This is a genomic window from Petrotoga sp. SL27, from assembly GCF_002924605.1.
Taxonomy (GTDB): Bacteria; Thermotogota; Thermotogae; order Petrotogales; family Petrotogaceae; genus Petrotoga; species Petrotoga sibirica.
Map to the genome: position 1 here is coordinate 94,711 of NZ_JAIP01000019.1, position 16,784 is coordinate 111,494.

Below are 16,784 nucleotides of genomic sequence, written 5' to 3' on the forward strand. Positions count from 1 at the left end.
CCTCCAAAGATATATATGGAGCATGGAAGATACATTACGGGTCCTAATGGCTACTTAATAACCAAAGTATTGCACATAAAAGATTCCTACAAAAAATATGCTGGAATTGATGCTAACTCTGCAAATTTATTGAGACCTGCTATGTACAAGGCGTATCATCATGTAACGGTTTTAAACAAAAACCCTGATGAAGAAAAAGAGATGTACGATGTGGTGGGATCGTTATGCGAAAATAACGACAAACTAGCAACAGATCGATTATTACCAAAATTGGAACGGGGAGACGTACTAATTTTTCACGATGTAGGTGCACATGGGTACTCCATGGGATTCAACTATAACGGAAAATTAAGATCTGCTGAGTATTTGTTCACCAAAGAAAGAGAATTCAAAATGATAAGAAGAGCCGAAACGTTGGATGATTACTTTGCTACTTTAAATTTCTAATTCTATTGTAAGACAGGCTGCATCTCCTTATGGGTGGGGGGCGGGGGAAGAGCGCTAAAAAGAAAGACATAAAATTTTAAAAGGAGGAATTTCACATGTTTACTGGTCTTGGAACAGCTATGATCACACCTTTCGACCAAGAAACAAACGTCGATTATAATTCACTAAGATCTTTTGTTGAATATCAGCTTGATAACGGTGTTGACAGTTTAATAGTTTTGGGAACTACTGGAGAAGCACCTGCCATTGAAGAAGATGAAAGAGAAAAAATAGTCAACACAGTAATAGAAGTTGTTAATAAAAAGGTCCCCGTTATTGTAGGAACAGGAACAAACAATGTGAATCATGTTTTGAAAAACAATAAAATGGCGGAAAGTGCTGGAGCTGATGGTTTATTAATCGTTACTCCCTACTATAATAAGAGCACACAAAAGGGATTGGTAGAATATTTTAAATACATCTCTGAAAGAACAACTTTACCAATAATAATGTACAACGTTCCTTCGAGAACCGGCATGAATATAATTCCAGAAACAGCTGTTTCTATTCACGAAAACTGTAAAAACGTTATTGGAGTGAAAGAAGCTAGCGGTAATATAGCTCAAATAGGAGAATTATTTTCTATAAAACCAGATTCTCTTAAGGTGTTTTCAGGAAACGACGATCAAGTCCTTCCTATAATGAGTTTAGGCGGAGATGGGCTTATCTCGGTTGCATCCAATGTTGCCCCAAGACCTTTCGTTGAATTAACCCATAGCATTCTCAACAACGATTTAGAAAAGGCTAGAAAATTAAACAATCAATTTATGAAACTTAACAAACTTTTATTCAAAGAGGTTAATCCCATTCCTGTCAAATATGCCGTTTCTTTACTGGGCTTATGCGAAAATGTCGTGAGATTACCATTGGTGAAAGCAAGCCAAGAAACAGAGAAACTTTTAAAAGAAGAGATGGAAAGGTTGAATCTTTTATGAAGATAGGCATAGTCGGATACAAAGGAAGAATGGGAAAAGAGATAAGAGACCTCTTTGAAGAGAAGAGCCATGAATTTGTCTGGGGATACGACAAAGATGGTGAGTATTTTCAAAAAAACCCTCAAATTATTATCGATTTTTCACTTCCTGAAGTTTTTGAAAAAACTGAAGAATACGTGAAAAAATTTAACGTTCCATTGATCATTGGAACAACAGGACTTCAAGAGGAACAAATTGAAGCTTTAAAGGCTTTAGCTAAAGAGGTACCAGTAGTTCAAAGCTACAACTTTTCAATCGGCATACAATTATTTTTAAAAATGGTAGATATTTTGAAAGACAAAATCGATGGTTGGGACGTTGAGATAGTTGAAACACACCATAGATTTAAAAAAGATAAACCTTCTGGAACAGCCAAGATGATAAAAGAAAGCTTGAATAAAGATGTTCCTATAAGCTCATTAAGACTCGGGAATGTAGCAGGCGACCATGTATTGTACATGGCAAACTTGGGAGAAGTTCTCAGTATTTCTCATAGGGCTTTATCAAGAAGAGCCTTCGCAGAAGGTGTTCTTAAATCGGCAAAGTTTGTAATAAATAAAAAGAATGGGTATTTTACCTTTACCGACGTAATTTAAGTGGGACGAAGGGGCGCTAAAACAGTTAAAAGGAGGTCATTATGAACACCGAAGAAATAATAAATTTAATATCAAACTCAAAGAAAAAAAATCCTTTAAAGGTGTACCTTAAAGGTAGCCTTAAAGAAATAGATTTTTCCAATGTTGAATTTTATGGTAACGACGAATTCGGAATCTTGTTTTGTGAAGAAGAAGATTTCAAAAGAATTTATGAGAACAATAAAGATTCTATAAGTAATTATAGAATAGAAAGGGATAGAAAGAATTCAGCCATCCCTTTGGCAGATTTATCTAAATACAATGCAAGAATTGAACCGGGCGCCATAATAAGAGACCTAGTGGAGATAGGCGATGGTTGTGTTATTATGATGGGTGCCGTTATCAATATAGGTGCTAGTATTAAAGAAAACACGATGATAGATATGAACGTCGTTATAGGAGGGAGGGCTCAAATAGGTAAAAATTGCCATATTGGGGCAGGAACTGTTGTAGCAGGGGTAATAGAACCTCCAAGCGCTCAACCAGTTGTGATCGAGGATAATGTTCTTATTGGAGCAAACGCGGTTGTATTAGAAGGAGTGAAAGTAGGACAGGGATCAATAGTCGGAGCTGGCTCTGTTGTAATTTCTGATGTAGAACCATACTCTGTGGTAGCGGGAGTCCCTGCGAAATTTATTAAGAAGATCGACGATAAAACAAAAGCCAAAACGCAACTCGTAGAAGGACTTAGAAGATTGAAATAATTATTTCATACCTAATTTACCGGGGTGAATTGTTTATATGAAATTGATAGTTCAAAAGTATGGAGGAAGCTCTCTTGCAGATTCTGAGAGGGTGAACAAAGTTGCCCAGAGAATATGTAACAAGGTAGAAGAAGGATTTAAAGTATTAGTTGTGGTTTCCGCAAGAGGAGAGACCACGAATAGATTGATAGCATTAGCTAAAGAAACAGTCAAGCATCCTAATCCAAGAGAGTTGGATATGCTTTTAGCAACGGGCGAACAAATCAGTGCCTCTTTGTTATCTATGATATTGAACGATAGAGGTGTCAGATCAAAATCTCTGAATGCCTTTCAACTAGGTTTATTGACTACTTCTGATTACAATGACGCTCAGATCAAAGCTATAAACAAGGAGATAATTCACAAAAATCTTGCAAACAACGATGTTTTAGTTATTACAGGATTTCAAGGTGTTACTGAAGAAGGCGATTTGACAACCTTAGGAAGAGGTGGTTCAGATACTTCTGCCGTTGCTTTAGCAGCTTCTTTAAACGTTAAGTGCGAGATATACAGCAATTTTGCAGGTATTTACACCGTTGATCCAAAGATTTATCCCCAAGCAAAAAAATTAAAGTACGTTACTTACGATGAAATGCTTGAAATGGCGGCTTTAGGGGCCAAAGTATTGCACTCAAGGTCTGTAGAAATTGCGAAAAAATTCAATGTTGAGTTATACTGTGCATCGTCTTTTTCTGATGAGGAGGGAAGTTACGTAGTGGATAATTACAGTGAGTATATGGAAGAACCTGTTGTAACAGGTTTAAGTGTGGATGAAAACCAAATCCAAGTCACTATTTTAAATCTTCCAACGGATCATTTTTTTATTAATAAAATTTTCGAAATCGCTGCTAGCAAAAATCTCAACATAGACATGATATCCATTATACAAAATAATGAAAAATCCAATATCTCTTTCAGTATTGTAGACAGCGTGATCGATAATTTCCGAGAAGTTTTAAGTGCATTTCTTAAAAATGATTATGAGAATTTTATTGATTTTAAAAATGATTTAGTCAAAATATCAGTAGTCGGAATAGGCATGAAAAAGGCAAAAGGGGTGGCTTCCCGTTTTTTTAAAGCTATAAAAGATGTACCTATATTTTTGGTGACAACTTCGGAAATAAAAATTTCATGTTTGATTCCAAAAGAGTATAAACAAAAAGCTGTGGAAAGTCTAGCAAAGGAGTTTGATTTATGAGCTTACTAAAAGTCTATAACCCTTTTCCAATAAAAATTGATAGAGCGGAAGGTTCTTACATTTACGATAAAACAGGTAACGCATTTTTAGACACATTCTCTGGAATAGGAGTAATGAGTTTTGGGCATTCTTATCCGCCTTTGCTAAAAACGTTGAAAGAAAAGATGGATAGATATATGCACACTTCTAATTTTTTTCTCGATGAAGATGCCATTTTCGTATCAGAAAAACTCGTTAATTTCACAGAGAAAAATGGTACCGTTTACTTCAGTAATTCGGGAACAGAGGCAAATGAAGCTGCTTTAAAAGCTATTAAAAAAAGAGCGACAGACAAAAGGAATAAAATCGTTTATTTCGAAAATGGTTTTCACGGTCGAACGTTAGGAGCACTTTCTATAAACGGTTTTAAAAATCTAAGAGAGCCATTTGAACCTTTGCTTGCCAACACTGTAGAACTTAAGTTCAACGATGTAGAAGATTTAAGTAAATACTTCGATTTATTTGGCGAAGAAACGTTGGCTGTTTTTGTGGAACCAATTCTCGGCTCTGGTGGAATAGTGTCAATCAAACTAGAATTCGCATCCTTGATAGAGGACTTAAAAAGGAAATATAATTTCATTTTAGTCTGCGATGAGGTTCAAGCTGGGCTTGGACGAGCAGGAAAAATCTTTTCATACCAACATTTTGGGTTGTCACCTAATATTGTAACCATCGGGAAATCCATAGGTGGTGGCTTACCTTTGGGAGGTACAATATTTCTTGAAAATCTATCTCAGGCTTTTGAAAAAGGAGAACATGGTTCAACATTTGCTCCAAACCCTGTAGCGTTAGCAGGAGCTAGGTTCGTTGTGGAAAACATCCCTTCTCTTCTGAAGGATGTTGAAGAAAAAGGAAATTACATAATGCAATATTTAAAAGAGAAAAATTTTGAAAAAGTAAAAGAAGTTCGAGGCAAAGGTTTGATGATTGGCATAGAGTTAAAAGAAGAGGACCCTCAAATGAGGGAAAAAGGTCTACAAGAGGGCCTTTTGTTGAATGTACTTCATAATAGTGTGATTCGTCTACTGCCTCCTTTAAATATTGAATATAACGATATCGAAAAGATATTGGTAAAATTAGAGAAGGTTTTAAAATGATCCTTTCACCGTACGAATTGAGACATAAAATACATGAGAATCCAGAATTATCTCTTGAAGAGTATCAAACTACAGAATTATTGGAAAGAACCGTAAAAGAAATAGCTTCCTTTTACAATGTTGATATTACCGTGCATAGACCTCTAAAAACAGGGCTTATTGTTGAGTATAATGGTGGCAGTGGCGATGAGTACCTTCTTTTTAGGGCAGATATCGATGCTTTAAATATAAAAGAAAAGACCAACGTTGATTTCAAATCAAAAAACGAATACATGCACGCATGTGGTCATGACGTTCATACTGCTATCTTGTATGGCTTTTTTATCAACGTAATAAAAAATAAAGTAAAAAAAAATATAATATTTTTATTTCAACCTGCAGAAGAATCAAAGGGTGGAGCCCAAAAGGTCATCGAAAGTGGAATATTGGATAAATTCAATATAAAAGCGGCTTTCGCTCTACACGTCAACGATGACTTCCACCTGGGGACCATCGCTTCAACGCGTGGTACGCTTTTTGCTTCAGCCCTTGAGTTCTTTGTGGATTTTGAAGGTGTTTCTTCACATCTTGCCTTTCCCCATCAATCTAAAAATGCATTAAACGCCCTTCGCATATTTTTAGATGTGCTGGATAAACTTCCAAAAAATCCCATGGAACCTTTTGTAATCGGCGTTGGTAAAGTAAGTGCAGGTAGCGCGATCAACATTCTACCAGGAAATTCCCATGTTGAAGGAAGTATCAGAGGTGTTAATTCCGAAAATAGCCTAAAATATTTCGAAGATATGAAAAATATATTGTCAGGGATAAAGACCATGACAGGGGTTGATTATTCGTTAAGCAAAGGGTCTTTCTATTCGGAAGTCGTTAACGATTCATTGCTATACGACAAATTTATTCCTAAACTCTCAAAAACATTTAATTTTATTGACTGTGGCCTAAAAATGACGGGTGAGGATTTTGGTTTTATATCAAAAAAATATCCTGCACTAATGTGTTGGTTAGGGAGTTCCAAAGGTGAACACCACGGTCTTCATAACCCTGAATTTTTGCCTCCCGATGAGGTAATAGATATTGGGATCAAGGTTTTTGAAACATTTTTAGATTAAGGATTCAATTCAAAAAAACATCTAGCTAGTTCAAAATCCTCTTTTTTTGTTAGTTTGATGTTATTTTTGTGATCTTCCACAATCGATGTTTCATAACCAGCATGAATAAATATAGATGCGTCATCTGTGAAAGAAGATAAGATCTTTTCCACATTTTGATAAGCTTTAAGTAATTTAGCAAAATTGAAAGTTTGAGGGGTATGATGCATATAAATCTGGGATCTTTCTAAAGTGTTTAAAATCCGACCGTTATTGACTTGAGAAACGGTGTTTTCTGCCATTTCTGCCAAAACAGCCCCACCTACTTCTTTTGCTTTGTAGATGCTTTCGTCTATTTTATTAGTATCAACGAAAGGTCTCACAGCATCATGAATGCAAATAAAATCTGGCTTATTCTCTTTTTTGTCCAAATACATTAGTGCATTATAAACACTTTCCTGCCTGCTACTTCCGCCAATTACTACTTTCTCAAATTTTGAAAAGGTTTGAACCTCTTTTTCTGTTAAATCCACGTAGTTTCTATGAGATACCACGAGAAACTTATCTATTAATTTTGACTGCTGAAATTTTTCAGCCGAGATTCTCAATATTGTATTGTTATTTAATTTTACAAATTGTTTTGGAATTTTAAACCCCGCTCTTTTTCCTTCTCCAGCTGCTACAATAATCGCGTAAACCATTTTCTTCACCCTTTATTTTATTTTTGTATTTTAAAAAATAGGTTTAGTAGAACTTCATCTTTTTTTTAAATAATTAATTTTACATTTGATATAATAGATTGATAAACTTATTATAATATATTTCTGACATAATTGTGCAGGGTAAGTCACAGGGCTGAGCCCTCCCCCAATAGAGTCTAAGGAGCCGTAGATCCCTTCCTTAAACGGGTGGGCTGCGGGGCTAAGGGGAGCAAATATACTAGAAGACAGCAAATACACTTCAAGGAGTGATCGCAATGTTAGTAGTAGGGATCGATTTGGGAGGCACTGAGATAAAAGCTGGATTAGTCGATGAAAAAAAAGGAATAATCAAAAAGATTTCTAGACCTACTGAGGTGGAAAAGGGAAATGACCAAGTAATAGCTAATATAACAAAAACGGTAAAAGTTTTAACGGAAAATACTGAATTTTCTGCAATAGGAATAGGTTCACCAGGTTCAATAGATAGAAAAAATGGAATTGTGAGATTTTCCCCAAACTTTCCAAATTGGCGAAATTTTGAATTGGTAAGCTTAATAAAAGAAAATATAAACGTTGACGTCTTTTTAGAAAACGATGCTAATGCCTTTGCACTGGGAGAATGGTATTTTGGAAAAGCAAAGGGTTTGCAGGATTTCATCGCTTTAACCATAGGAACAGGCATAGGTTCAGGTGTTGTTTGTAACAACATATTTTTAACGGGGAAAGATGGTCTTGCCCCAGAATTGGGTCATGTTGTGGTTATACCAAATGGTCCACAATGCGGATGTGGTAATAGAGGATGTGTTGAAGCTACTTCTTCTGCAAAATATATTGCACTAGAAGCTAGAAATCTGCTAGATAGATATCCGGATAGCCTTGTTTTAAAATTAGCGGGGAAAAAAGAAAACATTGAATCAAAACATGTTTTTCAAGCTTACGAAAAAAACGATCCTCTTGCTACTGTAGTTTGTAATTTTGCAATTGATGCACTTGCAAGGGCTATCGGAGGATATGTTCATGCCTTCAACCCCGAAAAAATTATAATAGGCGGGGGATTAAGCAAAGCTGGGGATGCTCTTTTTGTTCCATTAAGAGAGATGACAAAAAAATATGTTATGAGCAGTTTCGTCGACACTTATACCATAGAACAATCATCTTTAGTAGAAGATGCGGGTATTTTAGGAGCAGCATCTGCAGCCTTTTATGCCGAAGAAAACCCTTATAGTTTATAATCAAGAATCTCTTATCTAGAACCGAAAGAAAGTTTGAAAGGCATTCATTCTTGCTGTGTAAAACAAAGATAAATGCAAAAAAATAATATAAACATAATCCCTGCCTATATTGGCGGGATTTTCCAAAATTTAACCCACTTTAAAAAGCAAGTATAACTCCGCCTTCATTAGCATAGACTGTGCTTATCCCTGCAGTTTCCACAATAATTATATCTCTAAAATTATATCTTTTAGCTGCTTCTTTTTTGATATACTCAGCTCTCTCAAGAACATTGCAGTGAGCAATTCCTAAAACTTTATCTTTCAAATTATTCCTTACTTCTCCTATTTTATCAACTAGCTTTTTAATGGCATTTTTACTTCCTCGTACTTTATCTAATAAAGTTATAGTACCTTCTCTAGTACCAGCCAGAATAAGTTTTATATTCAATAAAGATGCAAATTCACCTTTCAATCTCCCCACACGCCCTGCGAAAACTTGACAAGATTAAAAAAGTATGTTATACTAAAATTAAATTGATATTAATGGGGTAATAGCATGTTTGATCAAGAAAATCTTTTCTTAAAAACACCTAAGTTAGAAAATAATACAATAAATATAATTAATTGGTGGTGGCATCTCGGATAGGGGTGCCCCTAAGAATCTGCCTAGAAAGTAACAAAGGGCATCCCTGAAGGGATGCCCTTTTTTAATTTAGGAGGTCTTTTTCCTATTAAAAAAGGGATAAAAGGACCTCCTTTTATTTTTTTCAAAAAGCACAAACTAAGAATTAAGGCTGAGAAGGAGGGGAATATGTATACAAAAAAGTCTGTAATAAATCAATCAATTTTACCAATTATAGAAAAAATAAGCTTGGAAAATTTCGATCCAACGGTAATTTATAAAAAAATTGCTTTAAATAATCCATATTCTTTTATACTAGAAAATCTTTCAATCTACGAGAAAAAGTATTCCTTAATAGGAATCACTCCATTAAAAGTCGTGAAATTAAGTTATATAGTCAAGAATAAAACAAAACTTAATTTTATTGAAAAAGGCAAAACTTTTTTTGATGAAAGTACAGATTACATATCTTTTTTAAAGGAACAGTTAAAAAGTATTCAATATGAAAGGATTCTAAATATCCCAGATTTATTTGCGAGTTTCGTCGGATACTTCAGTTATGAGATTATTTCCGTTTGGGAAGATATATACCATAATGAAATGGATAAAGATCTCAAACATGGAGATTTACCACTATCTATCTTAGTATTTCCAAGAATCTCGTTGATATTAGATCAAAGTGAAAAAGTGGGGTATTTGGTAAATGTTGTTGATAGTGGATCAGAAGAAGATATAGAAGGTCGAATTTCTTTGGCTAAACATGAAAATCATCAGATATTAAAAGATTTGAAAAAAACTCCTACTCAAAAAAAAGAAGAAAAAAACAACGATCAAGTCAAATTGAGGATCAAACACCACACAAGTAAAGAAGAATTCATTGAAAAAGTAGAAAAAACAAAGAATTATATAAACGCCGGTGAGGCTTTTCAAATCGTCTTATCTCAAAGGTTTTCTTGCAAAATAACGCAACATCCTTTTGAAATATATGAAAATCTGAGAAGGATAAACCCTTCACCTTACATGTTTTATCTAAATTACCCAGAGGCGACCCTCATTGGCTCATCTCCAGAAATGCTCGTAAAAGTTGAAGGACAAAGAGTAATCACCAGGCCCCTTGCTGGTACAAGAAAAAGGGGGGGAACTCCTAAAGCAGATGAAGCCATAGAAAAAGAACTCTTAAGTGATGAGAAAGAAAGGGCAGAACACATAATGCTGGTTGATCTTGCAAGGAACGATTTAGGCAGGGTATGTAAAGAAGGAAGTGTTAAGGTGACAAAATTTTTTGGAATAGAAAAATACTCACATGTGATGCATATTTATTCTCAAGTTGAAGGTTTAAAAAAGGATTATTTAAACTCACTGGATGTTTTAAAATCTTTGTTCCCAGCGGGGACTGTATCAGGAGCACCAAAGATTAGGGCAATTGAAATAATTGATGAATTGGAAGACGAACCAAGAGAAATCTATGCCGGTGTAGTGGGATACATTGATACAAAAGGAAATTTAGATACAAGTATCGCAATCAGGACCATGGTGTGCAAAGAAAATGAAGTCAGGATACAAGCTGGTGCTGGGATAGTGTCTTATTCCATTGGCGAAAATGAGTATTATGAAACAGTCAATAAAGCAATGGCGATGTTTAAATCTTTAGAAAAGGGGGATTGCTGAGATGATTCTTTTGATAGACAATTATGACTCATTCACTTACAACATTTATCAAACGGCATGTGAGTTCGATGATGTTTTAGTTTATAGAAACGACAAACTAACTTTAAAAGATGTCGAAATGCTCAAGCCTTCTCATATAATAATTTCTCCAGGACCAGGTGTTCCCAAAGATGCTGGGATTTCCGTCGAAATTATTAAGTATTTTAAGGGGGTTATTCCCATTCTTGGAATCTGTTTAGGTCATCAGTGCATTGCAGAGGCTTTCAATGGAAAGGTTGTCAGAGCAAAAGAGATATTCCACGGAAAAACTTCTAAGATATATATAAAAGAAAAGCACGATATATTTAAAGGTATAGATAGCCCCTTTGAAGCTACTAGATACCATTCACTTATCGTGTCAAACGAGATGTTCCCGAAAGAATTAAAAATAATTGCTTCTGCACAAGGCGGAGAAATCATGGCTTTAAGCCACAAAACTTACCAAATATATGGGGTACAGTTCCATCCTGAATCTATATTAACAACAGTGGGTCCAAAATTGATAGAGAATTTTATAAATATTAAAGTTGAAAGGGGTGTCAGCTATGTTTAACTACTATCTTCAAAAAGTTGTAAAGGGAGAAAATCTCGGTCTAGACGAAATGAAACAAGCGATGGAGATGATTATGGAAGGTAAAGTAACTCACAGTCAACTTTCTGGTTTTTTAGTTGCTCTGCATATGAAAGGAGAAACGGTAGAAGAAATCACAGCAAGTGCGAAGGTTATGAAGGAAAAAGCAACATCAATTTATATTGAAAGCGATGAACTCATGGATACGTGTGGAACAGGTGGAGATGCTAAAGGAACCTTCAACATTTCAACCGCTGTAGCTTTTATCTTGGCAGCAGCTGGGGTAACTGTTGCGAAACACGGTAACAGATCTGTATCAAGTAAAAGTGGGAGTGCAGATGTTCTAGAAGCTCTTGGAGTCAATATATCTTTGCCTCCTTCTTCAGTTGAAAGATGTTTGAAAGAAATAAATATAGCCTTTCTTTTTGCTCAAGATTTTCATAAAGCTACTAAACACGCTGCTGTACCAAGAAAAGAATTAGGAATAAGAACCATTTTTAACGTATTAGGGCCTTTAACGAATCCTGCAAACGTAAAATATCAATTAATGGGTATATTCGGTCCAAACTTGGTTTATCCTATAGCAGAAGTTTTGAACAACCTGGGAGTTAAAAGGGCGATGGTTGTTCACGGAGCGGGGGGTATAGATGAATTTTCACTTTCAGGTAAGAATAAAGTGGCATTTTTAAATGAAGGGAAGATAGAAAAGTTAGAAATATACCCAGAAGATTTAGGGCTAAAAAAATACAGTATACAAGAGATCCAAGGTGGAAGCGCAGAAGAAAATAGAAGAATAATATTAAACATATTTAACGGGGAAATGGGGCCAAAAAGGGACGTAGTAGTTTTAAATTCTGCAGCTGGATTATATGTGGCAAAAAAGGTCAACAGTTTAGAAGAAGGTATCACTTATGCACAAGAAATAATTGACAGCAAAAAAGCAATGTCAAAATTGGAAGAGATGGTAGAGTTTACTAACTTTCTATCTTTACAAGCGAAAACTTCCTAGATTTTCTTGGGAAAAGAGGGCATTGAGCTGAACAAAAAAGTACCAACAAATATTGGACAGTGGCTCACAAAAAACGGTGGGCTGCGGGGCAAAGGGCTCTAAAACAAAGAAAAACTCTTGAAAAGGAGGGAAAAATGTACTTAGAAAAAATAGTAGAAACAAAAAAGGAAGAAGTAGCAAAGCTAAAAGAAAAGAAAATATCCTTAAAAGATTCCTTCCAAAAAGGAAAATTAACTCTAATAGCCGAAATCAAAAAAGCTTCTCCAAGTAAAGGGATTATTTCAACTAATTTTGATCCGCAAAGGCAATTAGAGTTATACATAAAAGGTGGCGCAGATGCTATTTCTATCCTAACTGATGAAAAATACTTTCAAGGTAGTACAGCAATTTTAAAAAGGCTAAGAAGACAAACAAATCTTCCCATTTTAAGAAAAGATTTCATAATCGATCCTATACAAATTTACCAGTCATTATTTCTAGGAGCCAACGTTATTTTACTCATAGCTTCAATACTATCAAAAAAAGAGATTTCTGATTTTCTTAGGATATCAAAAGATATAGGTTTAGAGACTATAGTCGAAATTCATAACCAACAAGAGCTAATAAAGGTTTTAGATACAGAAACTGAAATCTTGGGAATAAACAACAGGGATTTGAATGATTTTTCTGTTAATCTACGAAACACAGAAAAATTACTAGAAGAACTTGAAAAGTTAGATAAACGAAAGGATTTTTACGTAATTTCAGAAAGCGGGATTAAAGAAAAAAGTGATGTCGATTATCTTAGAAGTTTGGGAGTAGATGGGGTATTAATTGGAGAAGCTCTAATGAAAGAAAACGATCCTGTTTCAAAGATTGGGGAGTTTTTTCCAGAAAAAGGAGTAATTTACAGTGATTAGGGTAAAAGTTTGTGGAATCACTAACATTGAAGATGCTATTAACATATCCGAAGCCGGGGTAGATGCTTTAGGCTTTATTTTAGCTGAAAGTCCGAGGAAAGTTGAATTACCGAAGGTTGTTGAAATATCTAAAAAGTTACCTCCATTTGTAAGTAGGGTAGCTGTTGTAGCTAATCCAACTATAGAAGAAATAGAAAAAATTGAAAGAAGTAAAGTGTTTGATTACGTTCAATTTCACGGTTCAGAAGATGTAGATCTAATCAAAAAATGCAAGTTAAAAACAATAAAAGCTATTAAAATTGAAAATGAAAGTTCGTTAGAAGAGATCTCCAAATACAGTAATTTTGTCGATTACTTTTTATTCGATACAAAAATTGGGCAAAAGATAGGCGGAACAGGACAAACTTTCAATTGGGAGATTTTAAAAAAGGTAGATATAAAACAACCATTCATCTTAGCGGGTGGTTTAGGCCTAGAAAATGTAGTTGAAGCTATAAAAATAATCAAACCTAATGCTGTTGATCTAAACAGTAAAGTCGAATTGTTTCCAGGTAAAAAAGATATTAGGATAATAAAAGAAAGTATTAACAAAATAAACAGTATAAAAATAAATGGATGATTTTAAAACGGGTGGGTTGCTGGACGAAGGGGAGCTAAAAAAGATTTTAAATTTGCAAAAAATAAAAAAGGAGGATGAAATTTGATAAAAAAGGCTTATTTTGGTCAATATGGTGGTAGATATGTTCCAGAGACATTGATTCCAGCTCTTGAGGAATTGGAAGAAGCTTATGAAAAATATTCAAAAGATCCTGATTTCATCGATGAATACGAAGGTTGGTTAAAAGATTATTGCGGGAGGCCTACCCCTTTATATTTCGCCGAAAGATTCACCGAATACCTTAAAGGTCCAAAGATATATCTAAAAAGAGAAGATTTAAACCATACTGGGGCGCACAAAATAAATAACGTCTTGGGACAAGTGTTACTCGCAAAAAGAATGAATAAAAAAAGAATAATCGCAGAGACCGGTGCAGGCCAGCACGGTTTGGCAACTGCAACCGCCGCCGCAAGATTTGGTTTGGAATGTATAGTCTACATGGGAGCAGAAGATATCAGAAGACAAGCCCTCAACGTATACAAAATGAGGCTGTTGGGAGCAAAAGTAGTGCCTGTATACAGCGGTAGCCAAACTTTAAAGGAAGCCATAAATGAAGCTATTAGAGACTGGGTTACAAACGTTGAAAACACTCATTACGTTATAGGCTCAGTAGTAGGACCACATCCATATCCTAAAATAGTTAGAGATTTCCAAAGGATTATTGGTGATGAAGCTAAAATCCAGATTTTAGAAAAAGAAGGGAGGTTACCAGACTATATAGTTGCATGTGTTGGTGGAGGTAGTAATGCCATGGGGATATTCTATCCTTTCATAGAAGATAAAGATGTTGAATTGATAGGAGTGGAAGCTGCAGGAAAGGGATTAGAGACTGGCCAACACGCTGCTTCTTTGACTGCGGGAAAAGTAGGCGTGCTTCACGGGAGTAAATCTTACGTTTTACAAGATGAAGATGGACAAATTCAACTGGCATATTCCATCTCTGCAGGTTTAGATTATCCTGGTGTGGGGCCTGAACATAGTTACCTACATGATGAAAAAAGAACAAAGTATGTATCCATAACAGATGAAGAAGCATTGAAAGGATTCGAACTCTTAACGAAATTGGAGGGAATCATCCCAGCGTTTGAAAGTTCTCATGCAATCGCTTACGCTATGAAAATTGCACCTTCACTCGATAAAGATAAAATCATGCTGATAAATCTTTCTGGAAGAGGAGACAAAGATGTCGATTCTTATAGAAAGCTTAATAGGAAGGTAATAGAATGAGCAAAATAAGTGAAGTTTTCAAAAGTAACAAGGCTTTAATCACCTATGTAACAGCCGGAGATCCAAGTTTAGAGGCTACAAAAGAAATTATCTTAGAATTAAACAAAGATGGTGTTGATATTATAGAGGTAGGAATACCTTTTTCTGATCCTTTAGCCGATGGGCCAATAATTCAAAAAGCAAGCCAAAAAGCTTTAAAAAATGGGGTTACACTTAAAAAAATTTTTGAAACTTTGGATGAAATCAAAAAAGATGTTACTTGCCCACTCGTTTTAATGGGTTATTACAACTCAATTCTCAATTATGGTATCAACAATTTTATAATAGACTCAGTAAATACTGGCATCTCTGGGGTAATAATTCCAGATTTGCCTTTTGACGAAGAAGAGGAATTTTACGCAAAAATAAAGGAAAACGGTATCGATCCTATTTTACTGGTTGCTCCGAACACCTCAGAAGAGCGCCTAAAAGAAATATCTAAGGTATGTTCTGGGTTTTTATACTGTGTATCTATTATGGGAGTAACAGGCGATAGCCAAGCACCAATAGAACATTTGAAAGAGTATTCACAAAGAGTGAGAAAGTATATTGATATACCTTTAGCTATCGGTTTTGGGATAGATAGCCCAGAAAAGGTAAAAAATATTATCGATTATTTTGATGGAATAATAGTAGGAAGTGCTCTCATAAAAATAATAGATAAAAACAGCGATGACAAAGTTAAAATGCTTAAAGAAATAAAAAGTTTTATAAAAAGTTTAAAAGTTTGGTAAAAAAATAGAGGCAATAGCCTCTATTTTTAGTTCAATACTCTATATGTAAACTTCCATAATTACCTATAGGGAAATCATCTTCCTGAATATCTTCCAACCTACTGAACCCATTCCCTTGTAAGATGATTTTCTTTAGTTTCAAAACTTTTTCTTCTTCGCCTTGGGCAACAACCTCAACCGAACCATCGGGTAAGTTTCTAACATACCCTTCAAGTTGAAGCCTTGCTCCATGCACTCTTACAAAATGTCTTAAACCAACACCTTGAACTCTTCCATACAATATCCACCTTTTGCAAATCATAGAGATATACCTTAATTTCTTGAACTAGCTAACGCTAGCATTCTCAAAAGTTGAGCGATGGCCATCAACGCAGCTGCTACATAGGTCAATGCAGCGGCTGATAAAACCTTTTTTGCACCTACTACTTCTTCTTTAGACATTCCCATAACGGGTAAAAGTTTCAAAGCCCTACTACTGGCATTGAACTCAACCGGCAACGTTATAATTGAAAACAAAACCACGAAAAGAAACAGGAAAATGCCAGCATTCAGTAAGAAAGGGGCAGAAAAAATAAGTCCAACAAAGAAAATAATCCACGCCATGTTGGAACCAAAACCTGCCAATGGTACTGCCAGATTCCTTAGAACTAAAGGTTTATAACCCTTAGCATGTTGTATGGCGTGACCTGCTTCGTGAGCTACCACACCTAAAGCAGCTATAGATGAATTGTTATAAGTAGAGTCAGAAAGTCTCAAGATTTTTTTTGTAGGATCATAATGATCAGTCAAGTTACCACTTACTCTTTCGACTTTAACGTCATACAACCCCACAGAATCAAGTAATCTTCTTGCAAACATATAACCTGGTTCTCCAATTGATGATTTTACTCGAGAATATTTGTTGAAAGCACTACTAACTCTACTTTGAGCCCAAATAGCCAATATCAATGGTGGGATCAACAACAACAGTGTAGAATAAAACATGATAACTCACCTCCGTCTCATTAGATAAATGAGCTTTTTAAAATACACATTTCATAAGAAATTTTAGCACTTATTCATTTATCTTATTTTACAGCTGTGTATACTTTTATACCCATTAATTTTGAATTACCAAGAAAAAACTTTTTTAAGTTGACAAAAATC

Annotated in this window: 18 protein-coding genes and 1 pseudogene; 15 read left to right on the forward strand and 4 right to left on the reverse strand. The window is 35.1% G+C overall.

Annotated elements, in window-relative coordinates; all coding sequences use genetic code 11:
* The 7 genes and pseudogenes from AD60_RS10510 to AD60_RS07730 all read left to right on the forward strand — a co-directional run.
* Positions 1–447 (forward strand): annotated as a pseudogene (locus AD60_RS10510) (diaminopimelate decarboxylase); the annotation flags it as partial.
* A gap of 95 nt (positions 448–542) precedes the next feature.
* A complete protein-coding gene (dapA, locus tag AD60_RS07705; RefSeq protein WP_103876924.1) occupies positions 543–1,421 on the forward strand; it encodes a 4-hydroxy-tetrahydrodipicolinate synthase in 879 nt (292 codons plus the stop codon).
* A complete protein-coding gene (locus tag AD60_RS07710; RefSeq protein WP_103876923.1) occupies positions 1,418–2,056 on the forward strand; it encodes a 4-hydroxy-tetrahydrodipicolinate reductase in 639 nt (212 codons plus the stop codon). Before dapA ends, AD60_RS07710 begins: the two co-directional genes overlap by 4 nt.
* A 41-nt stretch (positions 2,057–2,097) precedes the next feature.
* Positions 2,098–2,799, forward strand: a complete 702-nt coding sequence (dapD, locus tag AD60_RS07715; RefSeq protein ID WP_103927549.1) for a 2,3,4,5-tetrahydropyridine-2,6-dicarboxylate N-acetyltransferase — start codon at positions 2,098–2,100, stop codon at positions 2,797–2,799.
* 37 nt (positions 2,800–2,836) lie between these two features.
* Positions 2,837–4,036 carry an aspartate kinase gene (locus AD60_RS07720; RefSeq protein WP_103927550.1) on the forward strand — a complete coding sequence of 400 codons (1,200 nt, stop codon included), beginning with the start codon at positions 2,837–2,839 and terminating at the stop codon, positions 4,034–4,036.
* Positions 4,033–5,172 carry an aspartate aminotransferase family protein gene (locus AD60_RS07725; protein ID WP_103927551.1) on the forward strand — a complete coding sequence of 380 codons (1,140 nt, stop codon included), beginning with the start codon at positions 4,033–4,035 and terminating at the stop codon, positions 5,170–5,172. Before AD60_RS07720 ends, AD60_RS07725 begins: the two co-directional genes overlap by 4 nt.
* On the forward strand, positions 5,169–6,278 hold the full coding sequence (locus AD60_RS07730) for an amidohydrolase (protein WP_103927552.1): 1,110 nt from the start codon (positions 5,169–5,171) through the stop codon (positions 6,276–6,278). Before AD60_RS07725 ends, AD60_RS07730 begins: the two co-directional genes overlap by 4 nt.
* Here AD60_RS07730 and ispD read toward each other — a convergent pair.
* Entirely contained in the window at positions 6,275–6,958 is a 684-nt protein-coding gene (gene ispD, locus AD60_RS07735) for a 2-C-methyl-D-erythritol 4-phosphate cytidylyltransferase (RefSeq protein WP_103927553.1), read from the reverse strand. The two genes, AD60_RS07730 and ispD, sit on opposite strands and share 4 nt — an antisense overlap.
* A gap of 275 nt (positions 6,959–7,233) precedes the next feature.
* On the opposite strand from ispD, the gene AD60_RS07740 reads away from it, so the two are divergent.
* Positions 7,234–8,190, forward strand: coding sequence for an ROK family protein (locus AD60_RS07740; protein ID WP_103876917.1), 957 nt, complete (start codon positions 7,234–7,236; stop codon positions 8,188–8,190).
* Between the two features lie 139 nt (positions 8,191–8,329).
* On the opposite strand, the gene AD60_RS07745 is transcribed toward AD60_RS07740, so the two are convergent.
* Positions 8,330–8,653 carry a DegV family protein gene (locus tag AD60_RS07745; protein ID WP_233186861.1) on the reverse strand — a complete coding sequence of 108 codons (324 nt, stop codon included), beginning with the start codon at positions 8,651–8,653 and terminating at the stop codon, positions 8,330–8,332.
* Between the two features lie 330 nt (positions 8,654–8,983).
* Between AD60_RS07745 and AD60_RS07750 the strand changes: the two genes are divergently transcribed.
* The 7 genes from AD60_RS07750 to trpA all read left to right on the forward strand — a co-directional run bounded on the left by AD60_RS07750 (position 8,984) and on the right by trpA (position 15,638).
* The gene (locus AD60_RS07750; RefSeq protein ID WP_158248407.1) at positions 8,984–10,462 is read left to right on the forward strand and encodes an anthranilate synthase component I family protein; all 1,479 of its coding nucleotides are present in this window, start codon (positions 8,984–8,986) and stop codon (positions 10,460–10,462) included.
* A gap of 1 nt (position 10,463) precedes the next feature.
* Positions 10,464–11,054: an aminodeoxychorismate/anthranilate synthase component II gene (locus AD60_RS07755; protein ID WP_199177873.1), complete on the forward strand. Its 591-nt coding sequence runs from the start codon at positions 10,464–10,466 to the stop codon at positions 11,052–11,054.
* A complete protein-coding gene (gene trpD / locus AD60_RS07760) occupies positions 11,047–12,081 on the forward strand; it encodes an anthranilate phosphoribosyltransferase (protein ID WP_103927555.1) in 1,035 nt (344 codons plus the stop codon). Before AD60_RS07755 ends, trpD begins: the two co-directional genes overlap by 8 nt.
* Positions 12,082–12,215: 134 nt before the next feature.
* On the forward strand, positions 12,216–12,980 hold the full coding sequence (gene trpC, locus AD60_RS07765) for an indole-3-glycerol phosphate synthase TrpC (protein WP_103927556.1): 765 nt from the start codon (positions 12,216–12,218) through the stop codon (positions 12,978–12,980).
* Entirely contained in the window at positions 12,973–13,599 is a 627-nt protein-coding gene (locus tag AD60_RS07770; protein ID WP_103876912.1) for a phosphoribosylanthranilate isomerase, read from the forward strand. The genes trpC and AD60_RS07770 overlap by 8 nt, the downstream gene beginning before the upstream one ends.
* Positions 13,600–13,683: 84 nt before the next feature.
* A complete protein-coding gene (gene trpB / locus AD60_RS07775; RefSeq protein WP_103927561.1) occupies positions 13,684–14,865 on the forward strand; it encodes a tryptophan synthase subunit beta in 1,182 nt (393 codons plus the stop codon).
* Entirely contained in the window at positions 14,862–15,638 is a 777-nt protein-coding gene (gene trpA, locus AD60_RS07780; protein ID WP_103927557.1) for a tryptophan synthase subunit alpha, read from the forward strand. Before trpB ends, trpA begins: the two co-directional genes overlap by 4 nt.
* 31 nt (positions 15,639–15,669) lie before the next feature.
* Here trpA and AD60_RS07785 read toward each other — a convergent pair whose 3' ends face one another.
* Positions 15,670–15,939 carry an acylphosphatase gene (locus AD60_RS07785; protein WP_103927558.1) on the reverse strand — a complete coding sequence of 90 codons (270 nt, stop codon included), beginning with the start codon at positions 15,937–15,939 and terminating at the stop codon, positions 15,670–15,672.
* A gap of 11 nt (positions 15,940–15,950) precedes the next feature.
* Positions 15,951–16,622 (reverse strand): zinc metallopeptidase, encoded by a 672-nt coding sequence (locus tag AD60_RS07790; protein ID WP_103876909.1) that lies wholly within the window; start codon positions 16,620–16,622, stop codon positions 15,951–15,953.
* Between the last annotated feature and the right edge of the window lie 162 nt (positions 16,623–16,784).

Coding starts and splice junctions, on each gene's coding strand:
- AD60_RS07785 (WP_103927558.1), bottom strand. CDS start 15,939: ATGATTTGCAAAAGGTGGATATTGTATGGAAGAGTTCAAGGTGTTGGT.
- trpD (WP_103927555.1), top strand. CDS start 11,047: ATGTTTAACTACTATCTTCAAAAAGTTGTAAAGGGAGAAAATCTCGGT.
- AD60_RS07750 (WP_158248407.1), top strand. CDS start 8,984: ATGTATACAAAAAAGTCTGTAATAAATCAATCAATTTTACCAATTATA.
- trpC (WP_103927556.1), top strand. CDS start 12,216: ATGTACTTAGAAAAAATAGTAGAAACAAAAAAGGAAGAAGTAGCAAAG.
- AD60_RS07720 (WP_103927550.1), top strand. CDS start 2,837: ATGAAATTGATAGTTCAAAAGTATGGAGGAAGCTCTCTTGCAGATTCT.
- AD60_RS07790 (WP_103876909.1), bottom strand. CDS start 16,622: ATGTTTTATTCTACACTGTTGTTGTTGATCCCACCATTGATATTGGCT.
- AD60_RS07755 (WP_199177873.1), top strand. CDS start 10,464: ATGATTCTTTTGATAGACAATTATGACTCATTCACTTACAACATTTAT.
- AD60_RS07710 (WP_103876923.1), top strand. CDS start 1,418: ATGAAGATAGGCATAGTCGGATACAAAGGAAGAATGGGAAAAGAGATA.
- AD60_RS07725 (WP_103927551.1), top strand. CDS start 4,033: ATGAGCTTACTAAAAGTCTATAACCCTTTTCCAATAAAAATTGATAGA.
- dapA (WP_103876924.1), top strand. CDS start 543: ATGTTTACTGGTCTTGGAACAGCTATGATCACACCTTTCGACCAAGAA.
- ispD (WP_103927553.1), bottom strand. CDS start 6,958: ATGGTTTACGCGATTATTGTAGCAGCTGGAGAAGGAAAAAGAGCGGGG.
- AD60_RS07740 (WP_103876917.1), top strand. CDS start 7,234: ATGTTAGTAGTAGGGATCGATTTGGGAGGCACTGAGATAAAAGCTGGA.
- AD60_RS07730 (WP_103927552.1), top strand. CDS start 5,169: ATGATCCTTTCACCGTACGAATTGAGACATAAAATACATGAGAATCCA.
- dapD (WP_103927549.1), top strand. CDS start 2,098: ATGAACACCGAAGAAATAATAAATTTAATATCAAACTCAAAGAAAAAA.
- trpA (WP_103927557.1), top strand. CDS start 14,862: ATGAGCAAAATAAGTGAAGTTTTCAAAAGTAACAAGGCTTTAATCACC.